The organism is Mesorhizobium sp. IMUNJ 23033, from assembly GCF_044778005.1.
Taxonomy (GTDB): Bacteria; Pseudomonadota; Alphaproteobacteria; order Rhizobiales; family Rhizobiaceae; genus Mesorhizobium; species Mesorhizobium amorphae_A.
This window is the reverse complement of the sequence record NZ_JBJACT010000026.1, coordinates 1-21,951: the sequence shown is the minus strand read 5'-3', so window position 1 is coordinate 21,951 and position 21,951 is coordinate 1. Positions and strand designations below refer to the sequence as shown.

Sequence of the window (21,951 nt, the reverse complement as noted above, 5' to 3'; positions counted from 1 at the left end):
ACATTAGCGGACCGTAAGCCCGTTAACCTTGAAAAATCCTTACCGCAAGCTTCGGATCACCCCTCACGGCAATTTCATTGACCCGAATGCGGCGGCATTTTTGTGGCGAAATTGCGCAATTCCGCCACTTTGCGGCGTGTTGCCGGCCCAGCCTAGAGGCTACGGCCCATGGCCAGGTATTTCTCGCGGCGCTGCTCGCGGAAATCGGTGTTGGCGCCGGCAAAGTCCTTCATCGTCCTGGCGATGAGGTCGCCGGTGGCGGCGATCACCGTTTCCGGGGCGCGATGGGCGCCGCCGAGCGGTTCGGGGACAATGGCGTCGATGATCTTCATTTCGTAAAGATCCTGGGCTGTGATCTTCATGTTGGTCGCCGCATCCTTCGAGCGGGTGGTGTCGCGCCACAGGATCGAGGCCGCACCTTCCGGCGAGATCACCGAATAGATGGCGTGCTCCAGCATGTAGACCCGGTTGGCCGTGGCGATGGCAATGGCGCCACCAGAGCCGCCTTCGCCAATGACGACCGAGATCGACGGCACCTTGAGGCCAAGGCAGGCCGAGGTCGAGCGGGCGATGGCTTCGGCCTGGCCGCGTTCCTCGGCGCCGACGCCGGGATAGGCACCGGCGGTGTCGACCAGGGTCAACAGCGGGATCTTGAAGCGGTCGGCGAGCTCCATCAACCGCACCGCCTTGCGGTAGCCTTCGGGGCGCACCGAGCCGAAATTATGCTTGAGACGGCTCGCCGTGTCCGAGCCCTTCTCCTGGCCGAGCACCGCCACCGGCTCGCCGCGAAAGCGGGCGAAGCCGCCGACGATCGCCTGGTCCTCACCGTAATTGCGGTCGCCGGCCAGCGGCGTGAAATCGCTGAGCAGGCCCTTGATGTAGTCGACACAATGCGGCCGGTCGGGATGGCGCGCTACCTGCACCTTCTGCCACGGCGTCAGTGCCTTGTAGGCATCGCGCAGTGCATCGCGCGAGCGTTTCTCCAGCCGGCTGATCTCGTCGCCGACATCGACGGCCTCGCCGTTCTCGGCAAGCTTCTTCAGCTCAAGGATCTTGCCTTCGAGATCCTGCACCGGCTTTTCGAAATCGAGGTAATTGTACATTCTTGAGCGGACCGGCAATTCGGAAGGCAATGGCTGGCGAAACCCTCGAAAACGGAGGCTCCGGGCGGTGGAACGTCGCCCTCACATAGCGATATGAGGCCTAGTCGGCAAGCGGATGATGATCATTGACCAGCCGCACCAGCCGCTCCTCCAGCACATGGGTGTAAATCTGCGTGGTCGAGATGTCGGAATGGCCGAGCAACTGCTGCACCGCCCGGAGGTCGGCGCCGTTCTGCAAGAGATGGCTGGCGAAAGCATGGCGAAGCACATGCGGCGAGATCTTCGCCGCGGTGATGCCGGCCCTGGCGGCGAGCCCCTTCAGGTCGCGGCCAAACACCTGCCGGGAGAGATGACCGGTGTCGGACGCGGCCGGAAACAGGAACATGCTGTCGCCAAAAGCAGGCACGGTGGCTCTGGCGGTGAGCCAGGCCCGCATCGCGGTGCGCGCCTTGGCCGACAGCGGCACCATGCGCTCCTTGTCGCCCTTGCCGCGCACCATGAAGAAGCGGTCGTCGCGCAAGGCTACCGTCACCGGCAAGCCGACCAGTTCGGATACGCGCAGGCCGGTGGCGTAGAGCACTTCGACCAGGGCATGCAGGCGCAGAGCCGCCAGGCTGTCGCCATCGTTCTGCGAGGTATCACCTGCTTCCAGGGCCGCACGGTCGATCAGCCGGCCGGTCTCGGCCTCGCTCATCGTCTTCGGCAGCGGACGGCCCTTCTTCGGACTGTCCAGCGTGCCCGTCGGGTCGTCGCCGCGCAGGCCTTCGGCGTAGAGGAACTTGAAGAACTGGCGGATCGCCGACAGTTTTCGCGCCTGCGATGTCGGCGCAAAGCCGCGTTCGGCGATGTCATCAAGATAGGAGCGGATTTCGGAGGCGCCGGCACCGGCAAGCCCGCCGTCTATCTCCTGCGAAGCGTCCTCGAGGTCGCGGCGATAGGAGGAGAGCGTGTTTTCGGCGGCACCCCGCTCGGCGCTCATCATTTCGAGAAAGGCTTCGATGCGAGCCGCGCTGTTCATTCTTCTGGATCAGTTTTTCTTTTTTGATCAGTTCTTCTTGGGATTCAGCTTTTCCGGCGGGATGCGCACGCTCATCTCGGCCTTTTTCGGTTCGACGAACATCGCCAGGGCAAACATCGTACCATAGGCAATGCCGGCAAGAATCATCACCGTCACGACAAAGCGAAACAGAGTCGGCATCAATCTTCGCCCGTCTTCTTGTTCTGCATTTCCAAACCCTGTGCCCTTATGGGACGCCAATCCGGCCAATTCAAGGACGAAGCTCGCGTGCCCCCTGCTTGACGCAAACAGGCTTTTGATGTCGATACGCCGGCAAAGAGGGCCTAGAAACATCATGGTCTCATGAACGCGTTGCCAGCAAATCCTCCAGGCGAAGGCCATGCCGAGCTGCTCGAGCGGCTGGGCAAGCGCTCGATCGTCTTTGTCGGCCTGATGGGTGCCGGCAAGACGGCGATCGGCCGCAAGGTGGCGGCGATGCTGGCACTGCCCTTCATCGACAGCGACCAGGAGATCGAAAGCGTCTCGCGCATGACCGTGCCGGAGCTGTTCGAGCGCTATGGCGAGACGGAATTCCGCGCGCTGGAGCAGCGTGTCATCCTGCGCCTGCTGGAAAACGGCCCGCAGGTGCTGTCGACCGGCGGCGGCGCCTTCATGAATGCGCAGACGCGCGAGGCGATCGCCGGCCACGGCGTCTCGGTATGGCTGAAGGCCGAACTCGACCTTCTAATGGAGCGCGTGTCCAAGAAGCAGAACCGGCCGCTGCTCAAGAACCCCGATCCGCGCGCCGTGCTCGAGCGGCTGATGACCGAGCGCTATCCGGTCTACGCCACATCCGACGTCACCGTGCCGACCCGCGACGACCGCAAGGAGGTCATCGCGGCCGAGGTGGTGAATGCGCTTTGCCGACATTTCGGCGTTGCTGAAATTGTCGCGGGTGGCGAGGTGCGTTCATGAGCGGCGATATGCCAATCGGGGAGACAGTCACCGTCGAGGTCGGGCTCGGCGAGCGTGCCTACGACATATTGATCGGCTCCGGCCTTTTGTCGCGCGCGGGCGCCGAGATTTCGCGCCGCTTGCCCGGCACGCGCGCGGCCGTCGTCACCGACGACAATGTCGCCGCTGCCCATCTCGAGACTCTGAAGGCCGGCCTGAAGCAGGACGGCATCCAGCCTGCCGTCATCACTCTTCCGGCCGGCGAAAAGATCAAGAGCTTTGCCCATCTCGAAGAGGTGGTGGACGGCGTGCTTGCCGCGAAGCTGGAGCGCGGCGACGTCGTCATCGCGCTCGGCGGCGGCGTCATCGGCGACCTTGCCGGCTTTGCCGCCGGGATCGTGCGGCGCGGCATGAATTTCGTGCAGATCCCGACGTCACTGCTGGCGCAGGTCGATTCCTCGGTCGGCGGCAAGACCGGCATCAACAGCGCACGAGGCAAGAACCTGGTCGGCGTTTTCCATCAGCCGAAGCTGGTGCTCGCCGACACCGGGGTGCTCGACACGCTGCCGATCCGGGAATTCCGCGCCGGCTATGCCGAGCTCGCCAAATACGGATTGATCGACCGTCCGGCCTTCTTTGCCTGGCTGGAAGAAAACTGGCGCGAGGTCTTTGACGGTGGCCCGGCGCGGGCGAAGGCAATAGCCGAGGCCTGCCGCGCCAAGGCCGATGTCGTCGCGCGCGACGAGTTCGAGACCGGCGACCGCGCGTTGCTCAATCTCGGCCACACGTTCGGCCACGCGCTCGAAGCTGCCACCCGCTATGACGGCGCCCGCCTCGTCCATGGCGAGGGCGTCGCCATCGGCATGGCGCTGGCGCATCGCTTTTCCTCGAGGCTCAATTTGGCGAGCCCGGACGATGCGGCACGCGTCGAGGCGCATCTCAGCGCCGTCGGCCTGCCCTGGCGCATGGCCGACATTCCCGGCGAACTGCCCGACGCCGAAGCGCTGTTTTCGTTCATCACTCAGGACAAGAAAGTGTCGCGCGGCGCGCTGACCTTCATCCTGACGCGCGGCATCGGCCAGTCCTTCATCGCCAGGGATGTGCCGGCCTCGGAAGTCTTGTCGTTCCTGAAAGAGAGCCACCCGGGTCAGGAAAGCCGACCTGGATGATGAACGAGCCCGGGTGGATCGCCGCCGCCGTCCTTGCCGGCCTTGGCCTGCTGGTCCTTCTCTTGCGCACGCGCTTGCTTGCCCTCTTTGGCTACGAGTTGCAGCCGATCGAGCCGCAGCGTTCGAGCCATGACGAATTGCGTGGCGCGGTCGACGATTTCCGCCGTGACGGCCAGATTGTGCGCGAGGATCGCGACCGTGTCGGCGGCCTGTTCGACCTCGAGGAGCTCGAAGTGTCCGACATCATGGTCCACCGCACCAATATGCGCTCCGTCAATGCCGACAATCAGCCGGAAGCCGTGGTGCGCGAGATCCTTCAGAGCCCGCACACGCGCATGCCCTTGTGGAAGGGCTCGCTCGACAACATTGTTGGCGTGCTGCATGCCAAGGACCTGCTCAGGGCGCTCAACGAGGTCGGCAACGACTTTTCCAGGATCGACGTGATGAAGATCGCGTCGAAACCATGGTTCGTGCCCGACACCACGACGCTGCAGGAACAGCTCAACGCGTTTTTGCGCCGCAAGGCGCATTTCGCCATCGTCGTCGATGAGTATGGCGAGGTCGAAGGGCTGGTGACGCTGGAGGACATCATCGAGGAGATCGTCGGTGAGATCGCCGACGAGCATGATATCGAGATCCAAGGCGTCAAGCAGGAGGCCGACGGTTCCGTCGTCGTCGACGGCACCGTGCCGATCCGCGACCTCAACCGCGCACTCGACTGGAACCTGCCGGACGAAGAGGCCACCACCATTGCCGGCCTTGTCATCCACGAGACGCAGTCGATCCCCGACGAGAAGCAGGCCTTCACCTTCCACGGCATGCGCTTCGTCGTCATGAAGCGCGACAAGAACCGGATCGCCAGGCTGAGGATCAAGCCTGCCGGCGAAGCCTGATTGGCCCGCAAGTCGCCTCCAGCCATGCCATTGAAGGCCTCAGAAGCAGACGCAATGCTAAGCCTCACTCCGCGATCTGGCGGGTCGAGCGCTCGTTGAGTGTCGCACCGGTCTGGGCATCGACCGCCGCCAGGCTGACCTCGTAGCCCCAGAGCTTTCGGATGTGGTGCAGCGTCGCGTCGCGGCTGGCCTCATCGAGGACGACGCCGTCTTTGACCTTGTGCTGCAGCCGCAAATGCCGGTCGCCAAGCAGGTCGACATCCACGGCCTGGATGTCGGGCCGGTTTACTCCGACATCGTAGCTGTGAGCCAGCGCGGCGCGGATCTTCCTGTAGCCACGCTCGTTGTGGATCGAGGCGACTTGATAATGCGGTTCGTCGGCTGCGTCGCCAAGGACAAAGAACCGCCATTTCCGGATCAAGGTTGGGCTGAGGTACTGGCGGATGAAGGACTCGTCGCGATGGTTCGCCCAGGCGTCGAGCAGGATCTCGCGCCAGTCGCCGTGGCCCGCGATGTCGGGAAACCAGTCGCGATCCTCCGCCGTCGGCTCGGTCGCGATGCGCTGTATGTCCTGCATCATATCGAGGCCAAGCGCGTAGGGATTGACGCCGGAATAGCGCGGATCGTCGAAGGCCGGCTGGAAGATCACGTTCGAATGGTTGCGCAGGATTTCGAGCATGGCGCCTTCGTTGATCTGGCCCCGGTCGAACAGCATGTTCATGAGCGTATAATGCACGAAGGTGGCACAGCCCTCGTTCATCACCTGCGTTTGGCGCTGCGGATAGAAATACTGCGCAATGATACGCACGATCCTGATGAGTTCGCGCTGCCAGGGCTCAAGGACGAGACTGTTCTTTTCCAGGAAGTACAGCAGGTTTTCCTCCGGCAGGTTGAGCGATTTCTTCGGATCGGCCATGCCCCGGTCCCTGTCGTCGATCTTCTTGTTTCCCTGCGTGGGCGGCAGTGTGCGCCACAAATCGTTGTAGGAGCGCTCTTCGTATTCCAGGCGCTCACGCAGTCCCTCGCGCTGCCGTTCCGAGGACAATTTCGGCGGACGACGATAGCGAAATACGCCCTGTTCCATCAGCGCATGCGCCGCGTCGAGAACCGCCTCCACCGCGGCAAGGCCATGCCGCTCCTCGCAGCGGGTTATGTAGCCCTTGGCGAAGTCCAGATAGCTCAGGATCGCCCCGGCATCCGTCCATTGCCTGAACAAATGATTGTTCTTGAAGAAATGGTTATGTCCGAGTGCCGCATGCGCCGTCACCAGAGCCTGCAAGGCCATGGTGTTTTCCTCCATCAGGTAGACGATGCAGGGGTTTGAGTTGATGACGAGTTCATAGGCCAAGCCGCGCCCGCCCTTGCGATAGAGCAGTTCCTCGTAGAGGAAATGCTTGCCGAACGACCAGTGACGATACATCAGCGGCATGCCGACCGATGAATAGGCGTCGAGCATCTGTTGAGAGGATATGATCTCCATCTGCACCGGATAGGTATCGAGATGCAGCTCTTCGATCGCGAGGGCCTCGATCGCCTCGTGGGCCCGCGACAATTTCCCAAAATCCCAGTCGGATCCTGAAAACAGCAGACCCGGTTTGGTGGCTTGTCTGGCCATCGGCCCTCCTCAGGCGCTCTTGCGGGCAGGAGCCGGTTGCCTAGCGAAGAGCCGGCGAAAGACCGGGTATATATCTGCCGGAGTGGCAATACGGCTCATCTGGAAGTTGGGCCATTTCAGGTCGACCCTGCTGTAGGCGCGCCAAAGCGACGTCCCGTTTTCGGTGGCGCCGAATATATGGGTTTCTCGTTCGTCGATGATCTCTACATAGGCGAAGTACTGGCAAAGGCGCATAAGCCTGCGGTCCAGAAACTCTATGCATCGCTCGGAATCGGTGGCGAAATTGTCGCCGTCCGAGGCCTGCGCGGCATAGATGTTCCACTCGTTGGCCGGATAGCGCTGTTCGATGATGCGGTGCATTTCGTCAAGCGCGGTGGAGACGATCGTACCGCCGCTCTGCGTGTTGTAGAAGAACGTGTCCTCATCCACTTCGTGCGCCTCGTGCGTGTGGCGGATGAAGACGATCTCCGTGCGTTCGTAGCGCCGCTTCAAGAACAGGTGCAGCAGCACGAAGAAACGTTTGGCCAGGTCCTTCTCGCGTTCGCCCATCGATCCGGAAACGTCCATCAGGCAGAACATGACGGCTTTGGCATTCGGTATGGGCCGGGCGTCGAAGCGGTTGAACCGGATATCGACCGGATCAACAAAGGCAATTCGCCTGCGCCGACGTTCCAGCCGGTCAAGCTCCTCACGCAATCCTGCAATGCGCTGGCGCGTCGCCGCGCCGGCTGGTGCCGACTCAAGCGTGGCGATTTCCTGGAGGATCGCATCCAGTTCCGCCTGCTTCGGGCGCCTCAGCGCAATGCGCCGGCCGTGGCTGTTGCGCATGGTGCGACCGACATTGACGTTGGTCGGCGAACCGGTCGCGGCGAAGCCGGCCCTGCGCGGCTTGAAGGCAAGGATCTCCTTGAGATTGAGCTTGACCAGGTCGGGCAGTTCGAGATCCTCGAAAAAGAGCTCGAGCACCTCCTCGCGCGACAGCACGAAACGAAAATCGTCTTCCGACACCTTGTTCCCCGGGGCCCCTGCGCCGCTGCCCTGACCGGGCTTGGGGATCAGGTCTCCAGGGGAAAAATGCCTGTTGCCAGGAAGGATGTGCTGGCGCCGGCCGCTGGTCTTGTCATCGTTGAAGCTCGGCTCGGCCGTTCCTCTTTCGGGCATGGGCACGGTGTGCTCGGCATCCACGTCGGCGATCCTGCCGCTGCGGATCTGATCGCGGATGCTTCGTTTCAATTCCTCGCGAGCACGCCTTAGGAAGCGCTGTCGATTGCCGAGGCTCTTGTCCTTCGGGTTCAGGCGACGGTCGATGAAGATCGGCATGGAACCATCCGGGCCCTATCAACCCGCCTTGTTCACCCGCATGTACCAGTCCACCAGCCGGCGCACCTGCCGTTCGGTATAGCCGCGCTCGACCATTCGCTGCACAAATTCGTTGTGGCGTTTTTCCGTAACGCTGTCCTGCTTGGAGCCGAAGCTGATCACCGGCAGGAGATCCTCGACCTGCCCGAACATCCGCTTCTCGATGACCTCGCGCAGTTTTTCGTAACTCGTCCATGACGGGTTGCGGCCGTGATTTTTTGCCCTGGCGCGCAGCGTGAACTTCACCACCTCGTTGCGGAAGTCCTTGGGATTGGCGATGCCTGCCGGCTTTTCGACCTGGGACAGTTCGTTGTCCAGGACCTCCCGGTTGAGGATCTGGCCGGTGTCGGGGTCCTTGTAGTCCTGGTCCTCGATCCAGGCGTCGGCATAGGCGATGTAGCGGTCGAAAAGGTTCTGGCCATACTCGCTGTAGGATTCGAGATAGGCTTTCTGGATTTCGTGGCCGATGAACTCAGCGTAACGCGCGGCGAGCTCCGATTTGATGAATTCGAGATAGGCCGCTTCCGTTTCCTTCGGGAACTGCTCCCGCTTGATCGCCTCCTCCAGAATGTACATCAGATGCACGGGATCGGCGGCCACTTCCTTGGTGTCGTAGTTGAATGTCTGCGACAGGATCTTGAAAGCAAAGCGCGTGCTGACCCCCGTCATGCCTTCATCGACGCCGGCGGCGTCGCGATACTCCTGTACCGACTTCGCCCTGGGGTCGACCTCCTTCAGGTTCTCGCCGTCATAGGCGCGCATTTTGGTGTAGAGCGGCGAGTTGGAGTGCTCCGCCAGGCGGGTCGAAACAGTGAAGCGGCTTAGAATGTCCAGCACTTCAGGGGCACAGGGGCTTGCTGCCAGCTCGCTCTCGCGCAGCAGCTTTTCATAGATCTGCCTCTCTTCGGTGATGCGCAGGCAGTACGGCACCTTGACCACGAGGATGCGGTCGAGAAAGGCCTCGTTGTTCTTGTTGTTCTTGAACTGCTGCCATTCCGACTCGTTGGAATGGGCGACGATGATCCCCTGGTAGGGAAAGGCGCCGAAATTTTCGGTGCCGTTGTAGCTGCCTTCCTGGGTCGCGGTCAGCAGCGGATGCAGGACCTTGATCGGCGCCTTGAACATCTCGACGAATTCGAGCAGGCCTTGCGTGGTCCGGTTCAGTCCGCCGCTAAAGGAATAGGCGTCCGGGTCGGACTGACTGAAATTTTCCAATTGCCTGATGTCGACCTTGCCGACCAGGGCCGAGACATCCTGATTGTTCTCATCGCCTGGCTCGGTCTTGGCAATGCCGATCTGGCGCAGTCGCGACGGCACCAGTTTGACCACGCTGAACTTGGAGATATCGCCGGACAATTCATCGAGGCGCTTGGATGCCCAGGGCGAGATGAGCCCGTTGAGGCGCCGCCGCGCTATGCCATATTTGTCCTCCAGCAGATCGCCCATGCGATCGGGATGAAACAGGCCAAGCGGCGATTCGAAAACCGGGCTGATCTGGTTGCCGACCTTCAGCGTGTAGATCGGGCGCTGCTCCATCAGTTTCTTCAGCCGTTCGGCAAGGGACGACTTGCCGCCGCCGACCGGACCGAGGAGGTAGAGGATCTGCTTGCGCTCCTCCAGCCCTTGGGAGGCATAGCGGAAATAGCCCGCAATGCGCTCGATCGTGTCCTCCATGCCGTAAAAGTCGGAGAAGGAGGGATAAACCTTGACCGTTCGGTTTGAGAAAATGCGGCCAAGCCGCTCGTCCTTGCTGGTGTCGACAAGATTTGGCTCGCCGATCGCCTCGACCATCCGTTCGGGTGCCGAGGCATACATCGACCTGTCTTCCCGGCAGGCAAGAAGGTACTGCTGGATGCTGATCTCTTCCTGCGCTGCGTTCGTGTAAATCTCAGAAAACAGGTCGAAAACGTCAGACTGGTTCTCGCGCATGATATTTCGCCCTCAGAGCCGCCCGACTGGCTGCTGGACGGACCATCTGCGTATTCAACTGTTGGAGGAGCGTTGTGGTTCCCTTCTCCTAAAGGAGAACGGCTGCAATCAGGCATTGAGGCGATGGGGAACATATCTGAATGGCTGGGATGCCTCGCCGACGGTTCCTTCGATCCGGCGATGCGCGACCATGTCGGACGGCGAAGATGGTGGATCACGCCAAAATTGATGGCGGGATATTGCCGTGCGGGCGCTGGCAGGATCAATTGTCCTGCGCCAACCGGGGAGGGATTCATGAACGGAGCCGACGTCCTGTGTGATGTGCTTCTGGCAAATGGCGTGACGGTCTGCTTCGCAAATCCCGGCACATCGGAGATGCATTTCGTTGCCGCACTCGACCGTAAGCCGCAGATGCGTTGCGTGCTGGGCCTCTTCGAAGGCGTGGTGACAGGTGCAGCCGACGGTTACGCGCGGATGACCGATCGACCGGCCGCGACGCTGCTGCACACCGGGCCCGGACTGGCCAACGGATTGGCCAACATCCACAACGCCAAGCGCGCCTTGAGCCCGATGATCAACATTGTCGGCGACCACGCCTCCTATCATCTGGCGCTCGATGCACCGCTTACCAGCGATATCGAGAGCCTCGCTTCGCCGATGTCGAACTGGGTTCGCCGTATCGAAGGTCCCGCCGATGTCGCGGCGGCCACCGAGGCGGCCTTCCGCGCTTCCCTTTCACCGCCGGGCATCGCTACCCTGATCCTGCCGGCGGACGCGGCATGGGGCGAGGCTCCTATGGTTTCGGCCCGCAAGGTGGAACTCGCGCAGCCCACCGTCGATATGGGCGCTGTGCAAAATGCAGCCGAGGCGATCCGTGGCGCCCCAGGCCGTGCCGGTATCATCGTTCGCGGACGCGCGGCGCGAGCCGACGCGCTGGCGATCGCCGGTCAAATCTCGGCAGCGCAGGATGTCCGCTTGTTCAGCGAGGTTCTGGTGGCGCGGATGGAGCGCGGTCGCGGGCGGGTCGCGCCCACGCGCATCCCCTATCCGATCGATGCCGCAACGGCGCTGCTGAGCGATATCGACGTGCTGATCCTGGTCGGGGCGAAGGAGCCTGTTGCCTTCTTCGCCTATCCGGGAAAGCCGGGACGGCTGGTTCGAGACGGTTGCGAGGTGCGTTCGCTGGCAGCGCACGGCGAGGATTTGAAGGCGGCACTGGAGGCGCTTCGCGACGAACTCGGCATCAGGTCGACGCAGCAATTCTCCGCAGCAACGGGCTTTCCCGACGAGCCGGTGCCGCGCGGCAAGCTGACCGACGATGCGATCGCCCTTTCAGTGGCGCGGAAACTTCCTGCCAATGCCATCGTCTGCGACGAGGCGGTCACGTCGGCCCGGCGCTATTTCGCCCTGTCGGCCTTTGCCGCGCCGCACGACTACATGATGACGACAGGCGGATCGATCGGCGAAGGCATCCCGTTGGCAACAGGGGCAGCGATCGCGTGTCCCGATCGCAAGGTGATCAATCTCCAAGCCGACGGCAGCGGCATGTACACCGTGCAGGGTTTGTGGACCCAGGCGCGGGAAAATCTCGACGTGGTCACGATCGTCTTTTCCAACCGGACCTACGCAATCCTGCATGGCGAGATGAAGAATGTCGGGGTGGGCGCGATCGGCGAGAATGCCAGGCGTATGCTCGATCTCGACCAGCCCGCGCTGGACTGGGTATCGCTGGCGAAGGGCATGGGCGTGGAGGCGGCCCGCGCCGACACGTGCGAGCGGTTCGATGCCCTGCTGGACAGCACCCTATCGCGCCACGGGCCGTTTCTCATCGAAGCGGTAATCTAACCGTTTTTCCCCGCGGCGTTTCCAGGGAGCCGGGTTGAGCGGCATCGGTCGACGGGCAGTGCCTACCAGCGCGTCTGTTCGCCGGGTGCCGCCGGTTCGATCGCCAACGCGTGGACGCCGGCTTTCAGTTCGTCGGCCAGCAATTCGTTGACGGCGCGGTGGCGCTCGATGCGGCTCATGCCGGCAAAGACGGGCGAAACGATGCGAACGCGAAAATGCGTCTCGCCGGTACCGTAATAGGCGCCATGATGGTCCGAGCCGTGATGGTGGTGGCCGGCGTGGAGATGGCTTTCGTTGATAATGACCAGCCGTTCCGGCGAAAACGCCTTGTTCAGCTTGCCTTCCATCGTCGCCTGTATGGACATCGGAACTTCCCTTCACCACATCTAGAGCGTGTTCCATCCCGATGGAAACGGGATGGGGCTCTATCATTTTGTTCGAGCATGATCTTTTCCGAAAACCGGATTCCACTTTCGGATCATGCTCTGGCATCGCCGCAAAATTCGTCATTTGCCCGCTTTAAGCCGCGATTCAGCGGTTAGGGCGATGATCGCCGAAATGTCAATTCTTGTTTCGCAATAGCGAACAGCCCATAAATGGGTGAGATGAAACCGTATCCCAAATATTTTGAGAAGATCCGCATCCGGCCGGAGAAGGACGCGGAGCTGAAGTCGCGCTCGCCGATCTGCCAGTGGGACGGTTGCAAGGAGGCCGGCACCCATCGCGCGCCGGTCGGACGCATGAAGGAAGGCGAGTATTTCCAGTTCTGCTTCGATCATGTGCGCGAGTACAACAAGGGCTTCAACTATTTCTCCGGCGTGCCGGACAGCGAGATAGCCCGTTTCCAGAAGGAAGCGATGACCGGCCACCGGCCGACGTGGAAGATGGGCATCAATGGCGCTTCGACGCGATCCTCGCCTGACTTCGCCCAGCAGCGTTCCGGCCGCGCCGGCTACTACAACCGCATGCGCGATCCGTTCGACCTGTTCAAAGGTCCGAAGGATCCGCGCGAGGCGCGCGAGCGCAAGGCCAAGCCGCTTGAGGCCAAGGCACTGGAAACGCTTGGCCTTGATACAAAGGCGACTGGCAAGGATATCAAGGCACGCTATAAGGAACTGGTGAAGCGCCACCATCCGGATGCGAATGGCGGCGACAGAGGTTCGGAAGACCGGTTCCGCGATGTGCTGCAGGCCTATCGCGTGCTCAAGCAGGCGGGATTGTGCTGAGCGACCATACGGTTCGTGTCGTTTTCCAACTTTCATAAGGTTGGAAAAGGCTCTAAGACCGCCCCCGGACAAAATCGATTGCCGGCGAAATCAGGCGTTTCGCCCGTGGAGACGTTGATAGAGATGAACAAGGTCGATCGCGACATCGCCAACCTGCCCGACACGACGGTGTCGGTGAAGGACAAATTCGGCTTCGACTCCAAGATGGTGGTACCGGCCTATTCGGTGACCAGCGAGCATGTGCCCGACGTTGATCCCGACTATCTGTTCGACAAGAACACGACGATGGCGATCCTGGCCGGCTTTGCCTACAACCGCCGCGTCATGGTGTCGGGCTATCACGGCACCGGCAAGTCGACGCATATCGAACAGGTCGCCGCTCGCCTCAACTGGCCCTGCGTGCGCGTCAACCTCGACAGCCATGTCAGCCGTATCGACCTCGTCGGCAAGGATGCCATCGTCGTCAAGGACGGGCTGCAGATCACCGAATTCCGCGACGGCATCCTGCCCTGGGCCTACCAGCACAATGTCGCGTTGTGCTTCGACGAATATGATGCCGGCCGTCCGGATGTGATGTTCGTCATCCAGCGCGTGCTGGAATCGTCGGGCCGGCTGACGCTGCTCGACCAGAGCCGGGTCATCCGCCCGCATCCGGCCTTTCGGCTGTTCTCGACCGCCAACACGGTTGGGCTCGGCGACACCACCGGCCTCTATCACGGCACCCAGCAGATCAACCAGGCACAGATGGACCGCTGGTCGATCGTCACCACGCTGAATTATCTGCCGCACGACAATGAGGTGAACATCGTGCTGGCCAAGGCCAAGCACTATCGCGACAGCAAGGGCAAGGACATCGTCAACAAGATGGTGCGCGTCGCCGACATGACGCGCTCTGCCTTCATCAATGGCGACCTGTCGACCGTCATGAGCCCGCGCACGGTGATCACCTGGGCCGAGAATGCCGAGATCTTCGGCGATATCGGCATGGCGTTCCGGCTGACCTTCCTCAACAAATGCGACGAACTCGAGCGCTCGGTGGTCGCGGAGTTCTACCAGCGCGCCTTCGGCGAAGATTTGCCCGAATCGGCCGCCAATGTGGTGCTGGGCTAAACAGAGTCTCCATGGCGGGTCCGGGCGACAACACGCGCAACAAGTCGAAGACGGGGTCTGAAGCTGACAGCTTCAAGCGCTCGGTGACCGTCTGCATGCGCGCGATCGCCGGCGACAAGGATCTCGAAGTCGGCTTCGCCAAGGACAGGCCCGCACTTGCCGGCAGCCGCGCCCGCCTACCCGAACTGCCAAAGAAAGCCTCCAGGACCGATATCGCGATCACCCGCGGTCTCGGCGATTCCATGGCGCTGAAGCGCGCCTGCCATGATGCACGCATCCACAGCAAGCTGGCGCCGGAAGGCAAGCTGGCGCGCTCGATCTACGATGCGGTCGAGCAGGCCCGCGTCGAGGCGATCGGCAGCCGCGCCATGCAGGGCGTCGCCGACAACATCGGCTCGATGCTTGAGGACAAATACGCCAGGGCCAACCTCATCGACGTCAAAGACAAGGCCGACGCGCCGATCGAGGAGGCGCTGGCGCTGATGGTTCGCGAGAAGCTGACCGGCCGCGCCGTGCCGAAGAGCGGCGAGCGGCTGGTCGACCTCTGGCGCCCCTGGGTCGAGGAGAAAGCAAGCGCAGACCTCGACGGGCTGTCGGCCAAGCTCGACGACCAGCAGGCCTTCGCCCGCGTCGTGCGCGACATGCTGGTTTCCATGGAAATGGCCGAGGAGCTCGGCGACGACCAGGAGACCGAAGACTCCGAGGACAATGACGATAACCAGCCGCAAGGCGAAGAGCAAAGCGAGGAGGGCGGCGAGGACGATTCCGGCTCCGAGCAGTCGCAGTCCGATGATGCCGAAGCGTCGGCCGACGATGAGCAGTCGGCCGAGACGGAGGCGTCCGACGCAACCGCCGACGATCTCTCCGACGAGGACGATTCCGACGCGGAGACGCCCGGCGAGGCTCGACGCAACGACAATCCCTTTACCAATCTGCCGAAAGAGATCGACTACAAGGTTTTCACGACAGCCTTCGACGAGACTGTTGGCGCCGAGGAGCTTTGCGAAGAGGAAGAACTCGATCGGCTGCGCGCCTTCCTCGACAAGCAACTGGCGAACCTTTCAGGTGTCGTCGGCCGGCTGGCCAACCGGCTGCAGCGCCGCCTGATGGCGCAGCAGAACCGCTCCTGGGATTTCGACCTCGAAGAGGGCTATCTCGATCCGGCCCGGCTGGTGCGCGTCGTCATCGACCCGATGCAGCCGCTGTCTTTCAAGCAGGAGCGCGACACCAAATTCCGGGACACGGTGGTGACGCTGGTGCTCGACAATTCGGGCTCGATGCGTGGCCGGCCGATCACCGTCGCCGCCACCTGCGCCGATATCCTTGCGCGCACGCTGGAGCGCTGCGGCGTCTCGGTCGAGATTCTCGGCTTCACCACCCGCGCCTGGAAGGGTGGGCAGGCGCGCGAGAAGTGGCTGAAGGACGGCAAGCCGCCGAATCCCGGCCGGCTCAACGATCTGCGCCACATCATCTACAAATCCGCCGACCATCCGTGGCGGCGGGCGCGCCGCAACCTCGGCCTGATGATGCGCGAGGGGCTGCTGAAGGAAAACATCGACGGCGAGGCGCTGCTTTGGGCGCACAACCGTCTGATCGCCCGGCCGGAGCAGAGAAAAATCCTGATGATGATCTCGGACGGCGCGCCGGTCGACGATTCGACGCTGTCGGTCAACCCAGGCAATTATCTTGAGCGGCATCTGCGTGCCATCATCGAACTGATCGAAACGCGCTCGCCGGTGGAACTCTTGGCCATCGGCATCGGCCACGACGTCATCCGCTACTACAGGCGCGCCGTCACCATCGTCGATGCCGAGGAACTGGCCGGCGCCATGACCGAGCAGCTTGCCTCTCTGTTTGGCGAGGAAAGCGCACGCGAGACGCGCCGCGGCGGCCTGCGGCGCGCCGGATGAGCTTTTCGGGCGGGGGCCTCAGGCACACGATTTTTGCTGCTTGCATGCTGGCCGGCATGCTGTCGCCAGCGGTTGCCGCCGGCCCGGACTCCGTCGAGCCGGTCGAAATCACGGCGCGACCGATAGGCCAATTCCGCATCGGCCATGACGACAAGCAGTTCGGGCCGCTCGAATTCGTCGGCGGACTGGAAATGACCTCGGCATCGCGCGATTTCGGCGCGCTGTCGGCCTTTCGCTTCCTGAAACCCGGCAGCGACTTCATCGGCGTCGCCGACACCGGCTTCTGGTTCTTCGGCAGCGTGACCCACGATGCCGACAAGCGTCCTTCGGGCATCCAGAATTTCCGCATGCAGCAGATGGTCGATGAGGCAGGCCAGCCGATCGACAAGAAGTGGCAGGTCGATGCCGAAGGCCTGGCGGTCAAGGACGGCATCGCCACGGTCGGCTTCGAACGCAACCAGCGTGTCGCCCAGTTCAAGATCGATCCGGACGGCATGAAGGCGCCGTTCAAGCAATTGGATTTTCAGGTTCCGGCCAAGGAGTTGCGGCAGAACCGCGGCTTCGAGACGGTCACCCACGCCCATCCTTATGGTCAGCATGAGGGTGGGCTGGTGGTGGTGTCGGAAAAGAGCCTCGACAAGGCCGGCAACATCTATGCGGCAATCATCGAAGGGCCACACAAGGGCGTCTTCACCGTCAAGCGCAATGGCGATTTCGACATCACCGACGGCGCCTTCCTGCCGGACGGCGATCTTTTGCTGCTCGAGCGCAGCTTCTCGATGGCCGGCGGGGTGAAGATGCGGCTGCGGCGCATCTATGGCGAGAGCGTCGAGAAGGGCGCCGTCGCCGACGGGCCGGTGCTGCTGGAAGCCGACATGGGCTACCAGATCGACAATATGGAAGGTCTGGATGTCTGGACCCGTGACGACGGCGCGCTGATGGTGTCGCTGATGTCAGACGATAACCATTCGATCCTGCAGCGCAACCTCTATCTGGAATTTGTTCTGCACGAGGATTGAGGCCGCCGGTCAAAACGAGCCCGCGATTTCGAGCCAGCAGGCCTATTTCCCGTTGGTCGCGATCCAGATGACGTGGCGCGCGCCGCGCTTGCCGTTGGCGCGGGTGTTGACCTCCTCGACCGCGAAGCCCGCCTGCTTGAGCCTGCGCGCAAAACCGCTGTCCGGCCCTTGCGACCACACCGCCAGCACGCCGCCGGGCTTGAGCGCGGCACGGGCGGCACCGAGGCCGGCCGCGCCATAGAGCGCGTCGTTGCCCTTATGGACGATGCCTTCCGGGCCGTTGTCGACATCGAGCAGGATGGCGTCCCAGGCCGACTGGTCGGAGCTGATGATGTGACCGACTTCGGCCTCCAAAATGGTGACGCGGGGATCGTCGAGGCAGTTCTTGAAGATTTCGGCCATCGGGCCGCGCGCCCAGGCGACGACTGCGGGAACGAGTTCGGCGACGGTGATGCTGGCATCGCCGCCGAGTTCGGCAAGGGCGGCGCGCAGCGTAAAGCCCATGCCAAGGCCGCCGATCAGAATTTTGGGCTGCTTGCGGCCGGCAATCTTTTCACAGGAGAGACTGGCCAGTGCTTCCTCGGAGCCGCTGAGACGGCTGTTCATCAGCTCGTTGGTGCCGAGCATGATCGAGAATTCAGTGCCGCGCCGCTTCAGGCGAAGTTCTTGCCCGCCGTCCGGCGTCTTTGCCGAGTCCAGTTGGACCCAGGGGATCACGGCCTGTTTCCACTTTCTGGAATCATGGCTATGTCGCCAGCGCCGGTTGACTCCAGTGGGCGGCGAGCAGCCGGTAGGGGATCAGCGCTACCACGGCGATGATCAGCTTCACCGAGAGGTCGCCCATTGCCCAGGATACCCAGCGCATGGTTTCGACCGGCAGCACGCCCAGCAGCGGCGCCGCTTCGAGCGCGAAACTGTCGTTCGGGCCGGCAAAAGCGAAGGCAGCCGAGAAGGCGACGCTGAAGAACACGACGGTGTCGAACACCGAGCCGACCAGCGTGCCGACGATCGGCGCGCGCCACCAGCTCTGCCGGCGCAGCCGGTTGAACACGGTGACGTCGAGCAGTTGCGCCGTCAGGAAGGCCGCGCCGGAAGCCGCCGCGATGCGCACCAGCCGGTCGGCGGCGGTCTCGAACTCGATCAGGCCGTGACGGAACAGGAAGGGCGGGATCAGGATCGAGCAGATCACTGCCGTCATGAAGCCGACAAAGACGATCCGGCGCGCCACGACCGGGCCGTAGCGGCGATTGGCGAGGTCGGTGACCAGGAAGGAGAAGGGATAGGTGAAGGCTCCCCAGGTCAGGATGTCGGCCAGCGACAGGCCGCCGATCTGGCCCTGCATCGGGAACTGCACGAGGATGTTCGACGCCACGACGACAAGCGCCATGGCGGCCACGAAGGGCAGGTATCGCGAGAAGGAATTCATTTTTTTATCCTGGGTAATGGAACCAGCAAAGCGCCACCCAATCCGGACGGCGCTGCATTGCTCAGATGTCTAGCCGAAAACCGCTTCGCGCCTTTCGGCTCAACGGCTCGGACGGTATTCCGTCCGAAAACCGTCTCAGGCTGCCGGCTGCTCGGCGAGCTTCTTGGCGATCTGCTTCTTCAGCAGGCGGGCGCGCTGCGACAATTCCTTGGCGTCGGCCTTGGCCAGGAACGCATCAAGGCCGCCGCGATGCTCGACCGAACGCAGTGCGTTGGCCGAAACGCGCAGGCGCACGTTCTGGTTCAGCACTTCGGAAATCAGCGTCACATTGACCAGGTTCGGCAGGAAGCGGCGCTTGGTCTTGTTGTTGGCGTGGCTCACATTGTTGCCGGTCATGACGGCCTTGGCAGTGAGTTCGCAGGTGCGGGACATGGTTCTAACCTTCAGTTCTCGGTCTGACCAAACCATTCAACCCGCGCCGGGTGGCGCGCGGTCTCGGTCAGGCGGCCTTATGGAAAAAGTTGGCGTTCCATAGTTGCATTTCGCTGGCGCGTCAAGCTCCGGCATGCCCAGCGCCTGTTTCATATAAAGGCCGGATTCTGGCCTATAAGCGGTCGCAAAGGGACATGCCAGCCTGAAGTTGCCCGCCTTCCGGCTGAAATCGAGGATCGATCCGCCGTCATGCTTCGTTCGTCATATGCCCTATCAGCCTTGCTTGCCATTGCCCTGCCTGATGCAGCCGCCGCAGCCGCGCCGCAGTCCTTCAAGGGCGAATATACGGTGTCGTTCCTCGGTCTTTCGGTGGCCAGGGCGACGTTCTCAAGCAGCTATCAGGGCGATACCTATTCGATCAACGGCACGGTCTCCGCCGCGGGCCTTGCCAAGCTGTTCGACGACACGAAGGGCACCATCTCGTCGAAAGGCACGATTTCCGGCAAGAAGATGCAGCCGCAGGCCTTCCGCGCCGATTACACGTCGGGCAAGAAGGCATCGGTGGTCGACATCCGCTTCGCCAATGGCGCCGTCACCGCCACCAAAGTCGTCCCCGCGCCAGGCAAGCGCGATCCCAAAAGCTGGGTGCCGCTGGGCAGCGGCGACCTGACATCGGTGCTCGATCCGATGGCCGCCACCGTCATCCATGCCGACAGTCTCGACAATGTCTGCGGGCGCACGGTGAAATTCTACGACGGCGAGATGCGCGCTAACCTGACGTTGACCTACGCCTCCAAGGGATCGATCTCGGTGCAAGGCTACAAAGGTGACACGGTGACCTGCCGCATGGGCTTCGAGCCAGTGGCGGGTTATCGCAAAGGCCGCAAGGCTTTGAATTACCTGAAGAACCGCAGCAAGATGATGGTGACGTTTGCGCCAGTCGGCCAAAGCGGGGTATATGCGCCGATCCGCGCCACGGTCGGCACACAGATCGGCACACTGACCATCAGCGCCGGGCGGTTCGAGGCAATCAACTAGGCGCCGTCGCGCGCCGCCGGAGACGGGGTATGGGGCGCGCAACACTGATCGGGTTCTCGGCAGTCGCCATGTGGGCGCTGCTGGCGCTGCTCACCGACGCGTCCGGGCAGGTGCCGCCCTTCCTGTTGTCGGCCATCACCTTCGCGATCGGCACCTGCGTCGGGCTGGGCGCGCGGATGGTGATGCCGGCCTCCGGAAAGGTCGAGAAAATCCCGCCGCAAGTGTGGGTGATCGGCATTGTGGGCCTGTTCGGATACCACTTCTTCTACTTCACCGCGCTGCGCAACGCGCCGGCGGTGGAGGCGAGCCTGATCGCCTATCTGTGGCCGCTGCTGATCGTGCTCGGCTCGGCGCTGATGCCGGGCGAGCGGCTGGCCTGGAACCATGTCGTCGGCGCGCTGCTGGGGCTTGCCGGCACCGTCCTCATCGTCACCAAGGGCGGCGGGCTCGCCTTCGACGCGCGCTATGCTTTCGGCTATGCGATGGCCGGCGTCTGCGCGCTTTTGTGGTCGGCCTATTCGCTGCTGTCGCGGCGGTTCCCGTCGGTACCGACCAGCATCGTCACCTGGTTCTGCGCGGCGACTTCGGCGCTTTCGCTGGTCTGCCACCTCTTGCTGGAAAAGACAGTGCTGCCTGACGGCGCCGGCCAGTGGCTGGCCGTGATCGGTCTCGGGCTGATGCCGGTGGGTGCGGCCTTCTATGCCTGGGACATCGGCGTCAAGCGCGGCAATATCCAGGTGCTGGGGGCGGCAAGCTATGCCGCGCCGCTTTTGTCGACGCTGGTGCTGATCGCGGCCGGCGTCGCCGAGCCGTCGCTGCGTATCCTCGCCGCCTGCGTGCTCATCACCGGCGGCGCGGCACTGGCGGCAAAATCGCTGTTCATGCGCAAGCCGGCGGCAGGCGAGGCCAGCGTATGACGATGCCGTTCCCCGGCGGCATCGACGCCAACGCCAATGCGACACTGGTGTTCTCGCTGGTGGCGGCGGTGATCTATGCCTTCACGCTCGGCATGCCGCCGCGGCTCGCGCGCTCGGCGGCTAAGACGCTTGCCGTGGCGATGCTGGCGGTGCTTGCCTTCATGCAAGGCGGGCCGTGGCTGCTCGTCGCGGCGCTGGCGCTGAGTGCAGTCGGCGACGCCTTCCTGTCGCGCGGCGGCGAAAAGGCCTTTCTCGGCGGGTTGGGTAGTTTTTTCGCAGCGCACATCCTTTATGTCCCGCTGTTCCTGCGCAGCGGCGGCGGGATGGGGCTGCTCGGCGCAGAGTCATGGCGCGGGGCGATCGCGCTGGCGATGGCGGCATTCGCGCTCGTCATGCTGGCTGCACTCTGGCGCCGTGTCGGCCCTACTTTGCGTCTCCCGATCGGCGTCTATGTCGCCGCGATCCTCGCCATGGGGATATCGGCGCTCACCACCAGCAATAGCCTGGTGATCGGCGGCGCCATTCTGTTCATGGCGTCGGACGGGCTGCTCGCCACCGAACAGTTCCTGCTTGCCGCCATCTCGCCGCATCGCATCTGGATGCGCTACGCGGTCTGGGCGCTTTACTACGTCGCCCAGCTAGTCATCACCTTGGGATTCCTGCTCGCCTAGAGCGGTTCAGCTTTTGATAGAATCGCTGCCCCGCTCTAAGTATTTGTTTTTACGCAATTCCGGACGGAAAACCGATACGCACTTTTCCTGGAATTGCTCTAGGCTGAATCGACATTCACCGCATCCATAGCATTGCGCAAGCGAGTTGGACGAAACTGAGGAAGCATAGGGCACGCCGGTCGTATCGAGTGGCTATGCGTCTGAAGTGCTCGAGCTTGTTGAAGCAGCGTTCGATCAGGTTGCGCGCCTTATAGGCTTCGAAGTCGTAGGGTATCAGGATCTTTCGGGTCGGGTTGCAGGGGATGACGGCCTCAGCTCCCATATCGGCGACAATGGCG

The 21,951-nt window shown here is 62.7% G+C and carries 21 protein-coding genes and 1 pseudogene; 11 read left to right on the top strand and 11 right to left on the bottom strand.

The features are described 5' to 3' along the window. Positions 1-152 precede the first annotated feature (152 nt). From ACFX5Q_RS24675 to ACFX5Q_RS24665, 3 genes are all read right to left on the bottom strand, one after another. Positions 153-1,103, bottom strand: a complete 951-nt coding sequence (locus ACFX5Q_RS24675) for an acetyl-CoA carboxylase carboxyltransferase subunit alpha (protein WP_192182431.1) — start codon at positions 1,101-1,103, stop codon at positions 153-155. 100 nt (positions 1,104-1,203) lie between these two features. After that, entirely contained in the window at positions 1,204-2,121 is a 918-nt protein-coding gene (locus tag ACFX5Q_RS24670) for a site-specific tyrosine recombinase XerD (protein ID WP_404282234.1), read from the bottom strand. Positions 2,122-2,148: 27 nt separating this feature from the next. Continuing rightward, positions 2,149-2,301, bottom strand: a complete 153-nt coding sequence (locus tag ACFX5Q_RS24665) for a histidine kinase (RefSeq protein WP_404282349.1) — start codon at positions 2,299-2,301, stop codon at positions 2,149-2,151. Positions 2,302-2,463: 162 nt separating this feature from the next. Between ACFX5Q_RS24665 and ACFX5Q_RS24660 the strand changes: the two genes are divergently transcribed. From ACFX5Q_RS24660 to ACFX5Q_RS24650, 3 genes are read left to right on the top strand one after another with little or no spacing between them, the layout of a single operon-like run. Continuing rightward, on the top strand, positions 2,464-3,075 hold the full coding sequence (locus ACFX5Q_RS24660; RefSeq protein ID WP_404282232.1) for a shikimate kinase: 612 nt from the start codon (positions 2,464-2,466) through the stop codon (positions 3,073-3,075). Continuing rightward, on the top strand, positions 3,072-4,223 hold the full coding sequence (aroB, locus tag ACFX5Q_RS24655; RefSeq protein ID WP_404282230.1) for a 3-dehydroquinate synthase: 1,152 nt from the start codon (positions 3,072-3,074) through the stop codon (positions 4,221-4,223). Before ACFX5Q_RS24660 ends, aroB begins: the two co-directional genes overlap by 4 nt. Beyond that, a complete protein-coding gene (locus tag ACFX5Q_RS24650; RefSeq protein ID WP_404282347.1) occupies positions 4,223-5,116 on the top strand; it encodes an HlyC/CorC family transporter in 894 nt (297 codons plus the stop codon). The genes aroB and ACFX5Q_RS24650 overlap by 1 nt, the downstream gene beginning before the upstream one ends. A 64-nt stretch (positions 5,117-5,180) precedes the next feature. Here ACFX5Q_RS24650 and ACFX5Q_RS24645 read toward each other — a convergent pair whose 3' ends face one another. The 3 genes from ACFX5Q_RS24645 to ACFX5Q_RS24635 are packed head-to-tail and all read right to left on the bottom strand — an operon-like array spanning position 5,181 to position 10,019. Further along, positions 5,181-6,731, bottom strand: coding sequence for a SpoVR family protein (locus tag ACFX5Q_RS24645; RefSeq protein WP_404282228.1), 1,551 nt, complete (start codon positions 6,729-6,731; stop codon positions 5,181-5,183). Between the two features lie 9 nt (positions 6,732-6,740). Then, positions 6,741-8,051 carry a YeaH/YhbH family protein gene (locus ACFX5Q_RS24640; RefSeq protein WP_404282226.1) on the bottom strand — a complete coding sequence of 437 codons (1,311 nt, stop codon included), beginning with the start codon at positions 8,049-8,051 and terminating at the stop codon, positions 6,741-6,743. 18 nt (positions 8,052-8,069) lie between these two features. After that, the gene (locus ACFX5Q_RS24635) at positions 8,070-10,019 is read right to left on the bottom strand and encodes a PrkA family serine protein kinase (RefSeq protein ID WP_404282224.1); all 1,950 of its coding nucleotides are present in this window, start codon (positions 10,017-10,019) and stop codon (positions 8,070-8,072) included. A 294-nt stretch (positions 10,020-10,313) separates the two neighbouring features. On the opposite strand from ACFX5Q_RS24635, the gene ACFX5Q_RS24630 reads away from it, so the two are divergent. After that, the gene (locus ACFX5Q_RS24630) at positions 10,314-11,864 is read left to right on the top strand and encodes an acetolactate synthase large subunit (RefSeq protein WP_404282223.1); all 1,551 of its coding nucleotides are present in this window, start codon (positions 10,314-10,316) and stop codon (positions 11,862-11,864) included. Between the two features lie 62 nt (positions 11,865-11,926). On the opposite strand, the gene ACFX5Q_RS24625 is transcribed toward ACFX5Q_RS24630, so the two are convergent. Beyond that, a complete protein-coding gene (locus ACFX5Q_RS24625) occupies positions 11,927-12,229 on the bottom strand; it encodes a BolA family protein (RefSeq protein WP_404282222.1) in 303 nt (100 codons plus the stop codon). Positions 12,230-12,460: 231 nt separating this feature from the next. Between ACFX5Q_RS24625 and ACFX5Q_RS24620 the strand changes: the two genes are divergently transcribed. The 4 genes from ACFX5Q_RS24620 (at position 12,461) to ACFX5Q_RS24605 (ending at position 17,129) form a co-directional block, all read left to right on the top strand. Further along, the gene (locus ACFX5Q_RS24620; RefSeq protein WP_040582048.1) at positions 12,461-13,090 is read left to right on the top strand and encodes a J domain-containing protein; all 630 of its coding nucleotides are present in this window, start codon (positions 12,461-12,463) and stop codon (positions 13,088-13,090) included. A gap of 123 nt (positions 13,091-13,213) precedes the next feature. Continuing rightward, positions 13,214-14,200, top strand: coding sequence for a cobaltochelatase subunit CobS (gene cobS, locus ACFX5Q_RS24615; RefSeq protein WP_006200247.1), 987 nt, complete (start codon positions 13,214-13,216; stop codon positions 14,198-14,200). 11 nt (positions 14,201-14,211) lie between these two features. After that, on the top strand, positions 14,212-16,110 hold the full coding sequence (gene cobT / locus ACFX5Q_RS24610; RefSeq protein WP_404282219.1) for a cobaltochelatase subunit CobT: 1,899 nt from the start codon (positions 14,212-14,214) through the stop codon (positions 16,108-16,110). Then, positions 16,107-17,129, top strand: coding sequence for an esterase-like activity of phytase family protein (locus ACFX5Q_RS24605; protein ID WP_404282217.1), 1,023 nt, complete (start codon positions 16,107-16,109; stop codon positions 17,127-17,129). Before cobT ends, ACFX5Q_RS24605 begins: the two co-directional genes overlap by 4 nt. A gap of 42 nt (positions 17,130-17,171) precedes the next feature. Here ACFX5Q_RS24605 and ACFX5Q_RS24600 read toward each other — a convergent pair whose 3' ends face one another. From ACFX5Q_RS24600 to rpmB, 3 genes are all read right to left on the bottom strand, one after another. After that, the gene (locus ACFX5Q_RS24600; protein WP_404282215.1) at positions 17,172-17,846 is read right to left on the bottom strand and encodes a hypothetical protein; all 675 of its coding nucleotides are present in this window, start codon (positions 17,844-17,846) and stop codon (positions 17,172-17,174) included. Positions 17,847-17,874: 28 nt separating this feature from the next. Continuing rightward, positions 17,875-18,555, bottom strand: coding sequence for a queuosine precursor transporter (locus ACFX5Q_RS24595; RefSeq protein WP_404282213.1), 681 nt, complete (start codon positions 18,553-18,555; stop codon positions 17,875-17,877). 135 nt (positions 18,556-18,690) lie between these two features. Then, positions 18,691-18,987 (bottom strand): 50S ribosomal protein L28, encoded by a 297-nt coding sequence (gene rpmB / locus ACFX5Q_RS24590; RefSeq protein WP_192182457.1) that lies wholly within the window; start codon positions 18,985-18,987, stop codon positions 18,691-18,693. A 249-nt stretch (positions 18,988-19,236) separates the two neighbouring features. Here rpmB and ACFX5Q_RS24585 point away from each other — a divergent pair, with 249 nt between their 5' ends. From ACFX5Q_RS24585 to ACFX5Q_RS24575, 3 genes are read left to right on the top strand one after another with little or no spacing between them, the layout of a single operon-like run. Then, a complete protein-coding gene (locus tag ACFX5Q_RS24585; protein ID WP_404282211.1) occupies positions 19,237-20,025 on the top strand; it encodes a DUF3108 domain-containing protein in 789 nt (262 codons plus the stop codon). A 29-nt stretch (positions 20,026-20,054) separates the two neighbouring features. Further along, positions 20,055-20,942: a DMT family transporter gene (locus ACFX5Q_RS24580; RefSeq protein ID WP_404282209.1), complete on the top strand. Its 888-nt coding sequence runs from the start codon at positions 20,055-20,057 to the stop codon at positions 20,940-20,942. Continuing rightward, on the top strand, positions 20,939-21,613 hold the full coding sequence (locus ACFX5Q_RS24575; RefSeq protein ID WP_404282207.1) for a lysoplasmalogenase family protein: 675 nt from the start codon (positions 20,939-20,941) through the stop codon (positions 21,611-21,613). Before ACFX5Q_RS24580 ends, ACFX5Q_RS24575 begins: the two co-directional genes overlap by 4 nt. 115 nt (positions 21,614-21,728) lie before the next feature. Here the strand turns inward: ACFX5Q_RS24575 and ACFX5Q_RS24570 are convergent. Continuing rightward, positions 21,729-21,951: pseudogene (locus ACFX5Q_RS24570) on the bottom strand (IS5/IS1182 family transposase); the annotation flags it as partial.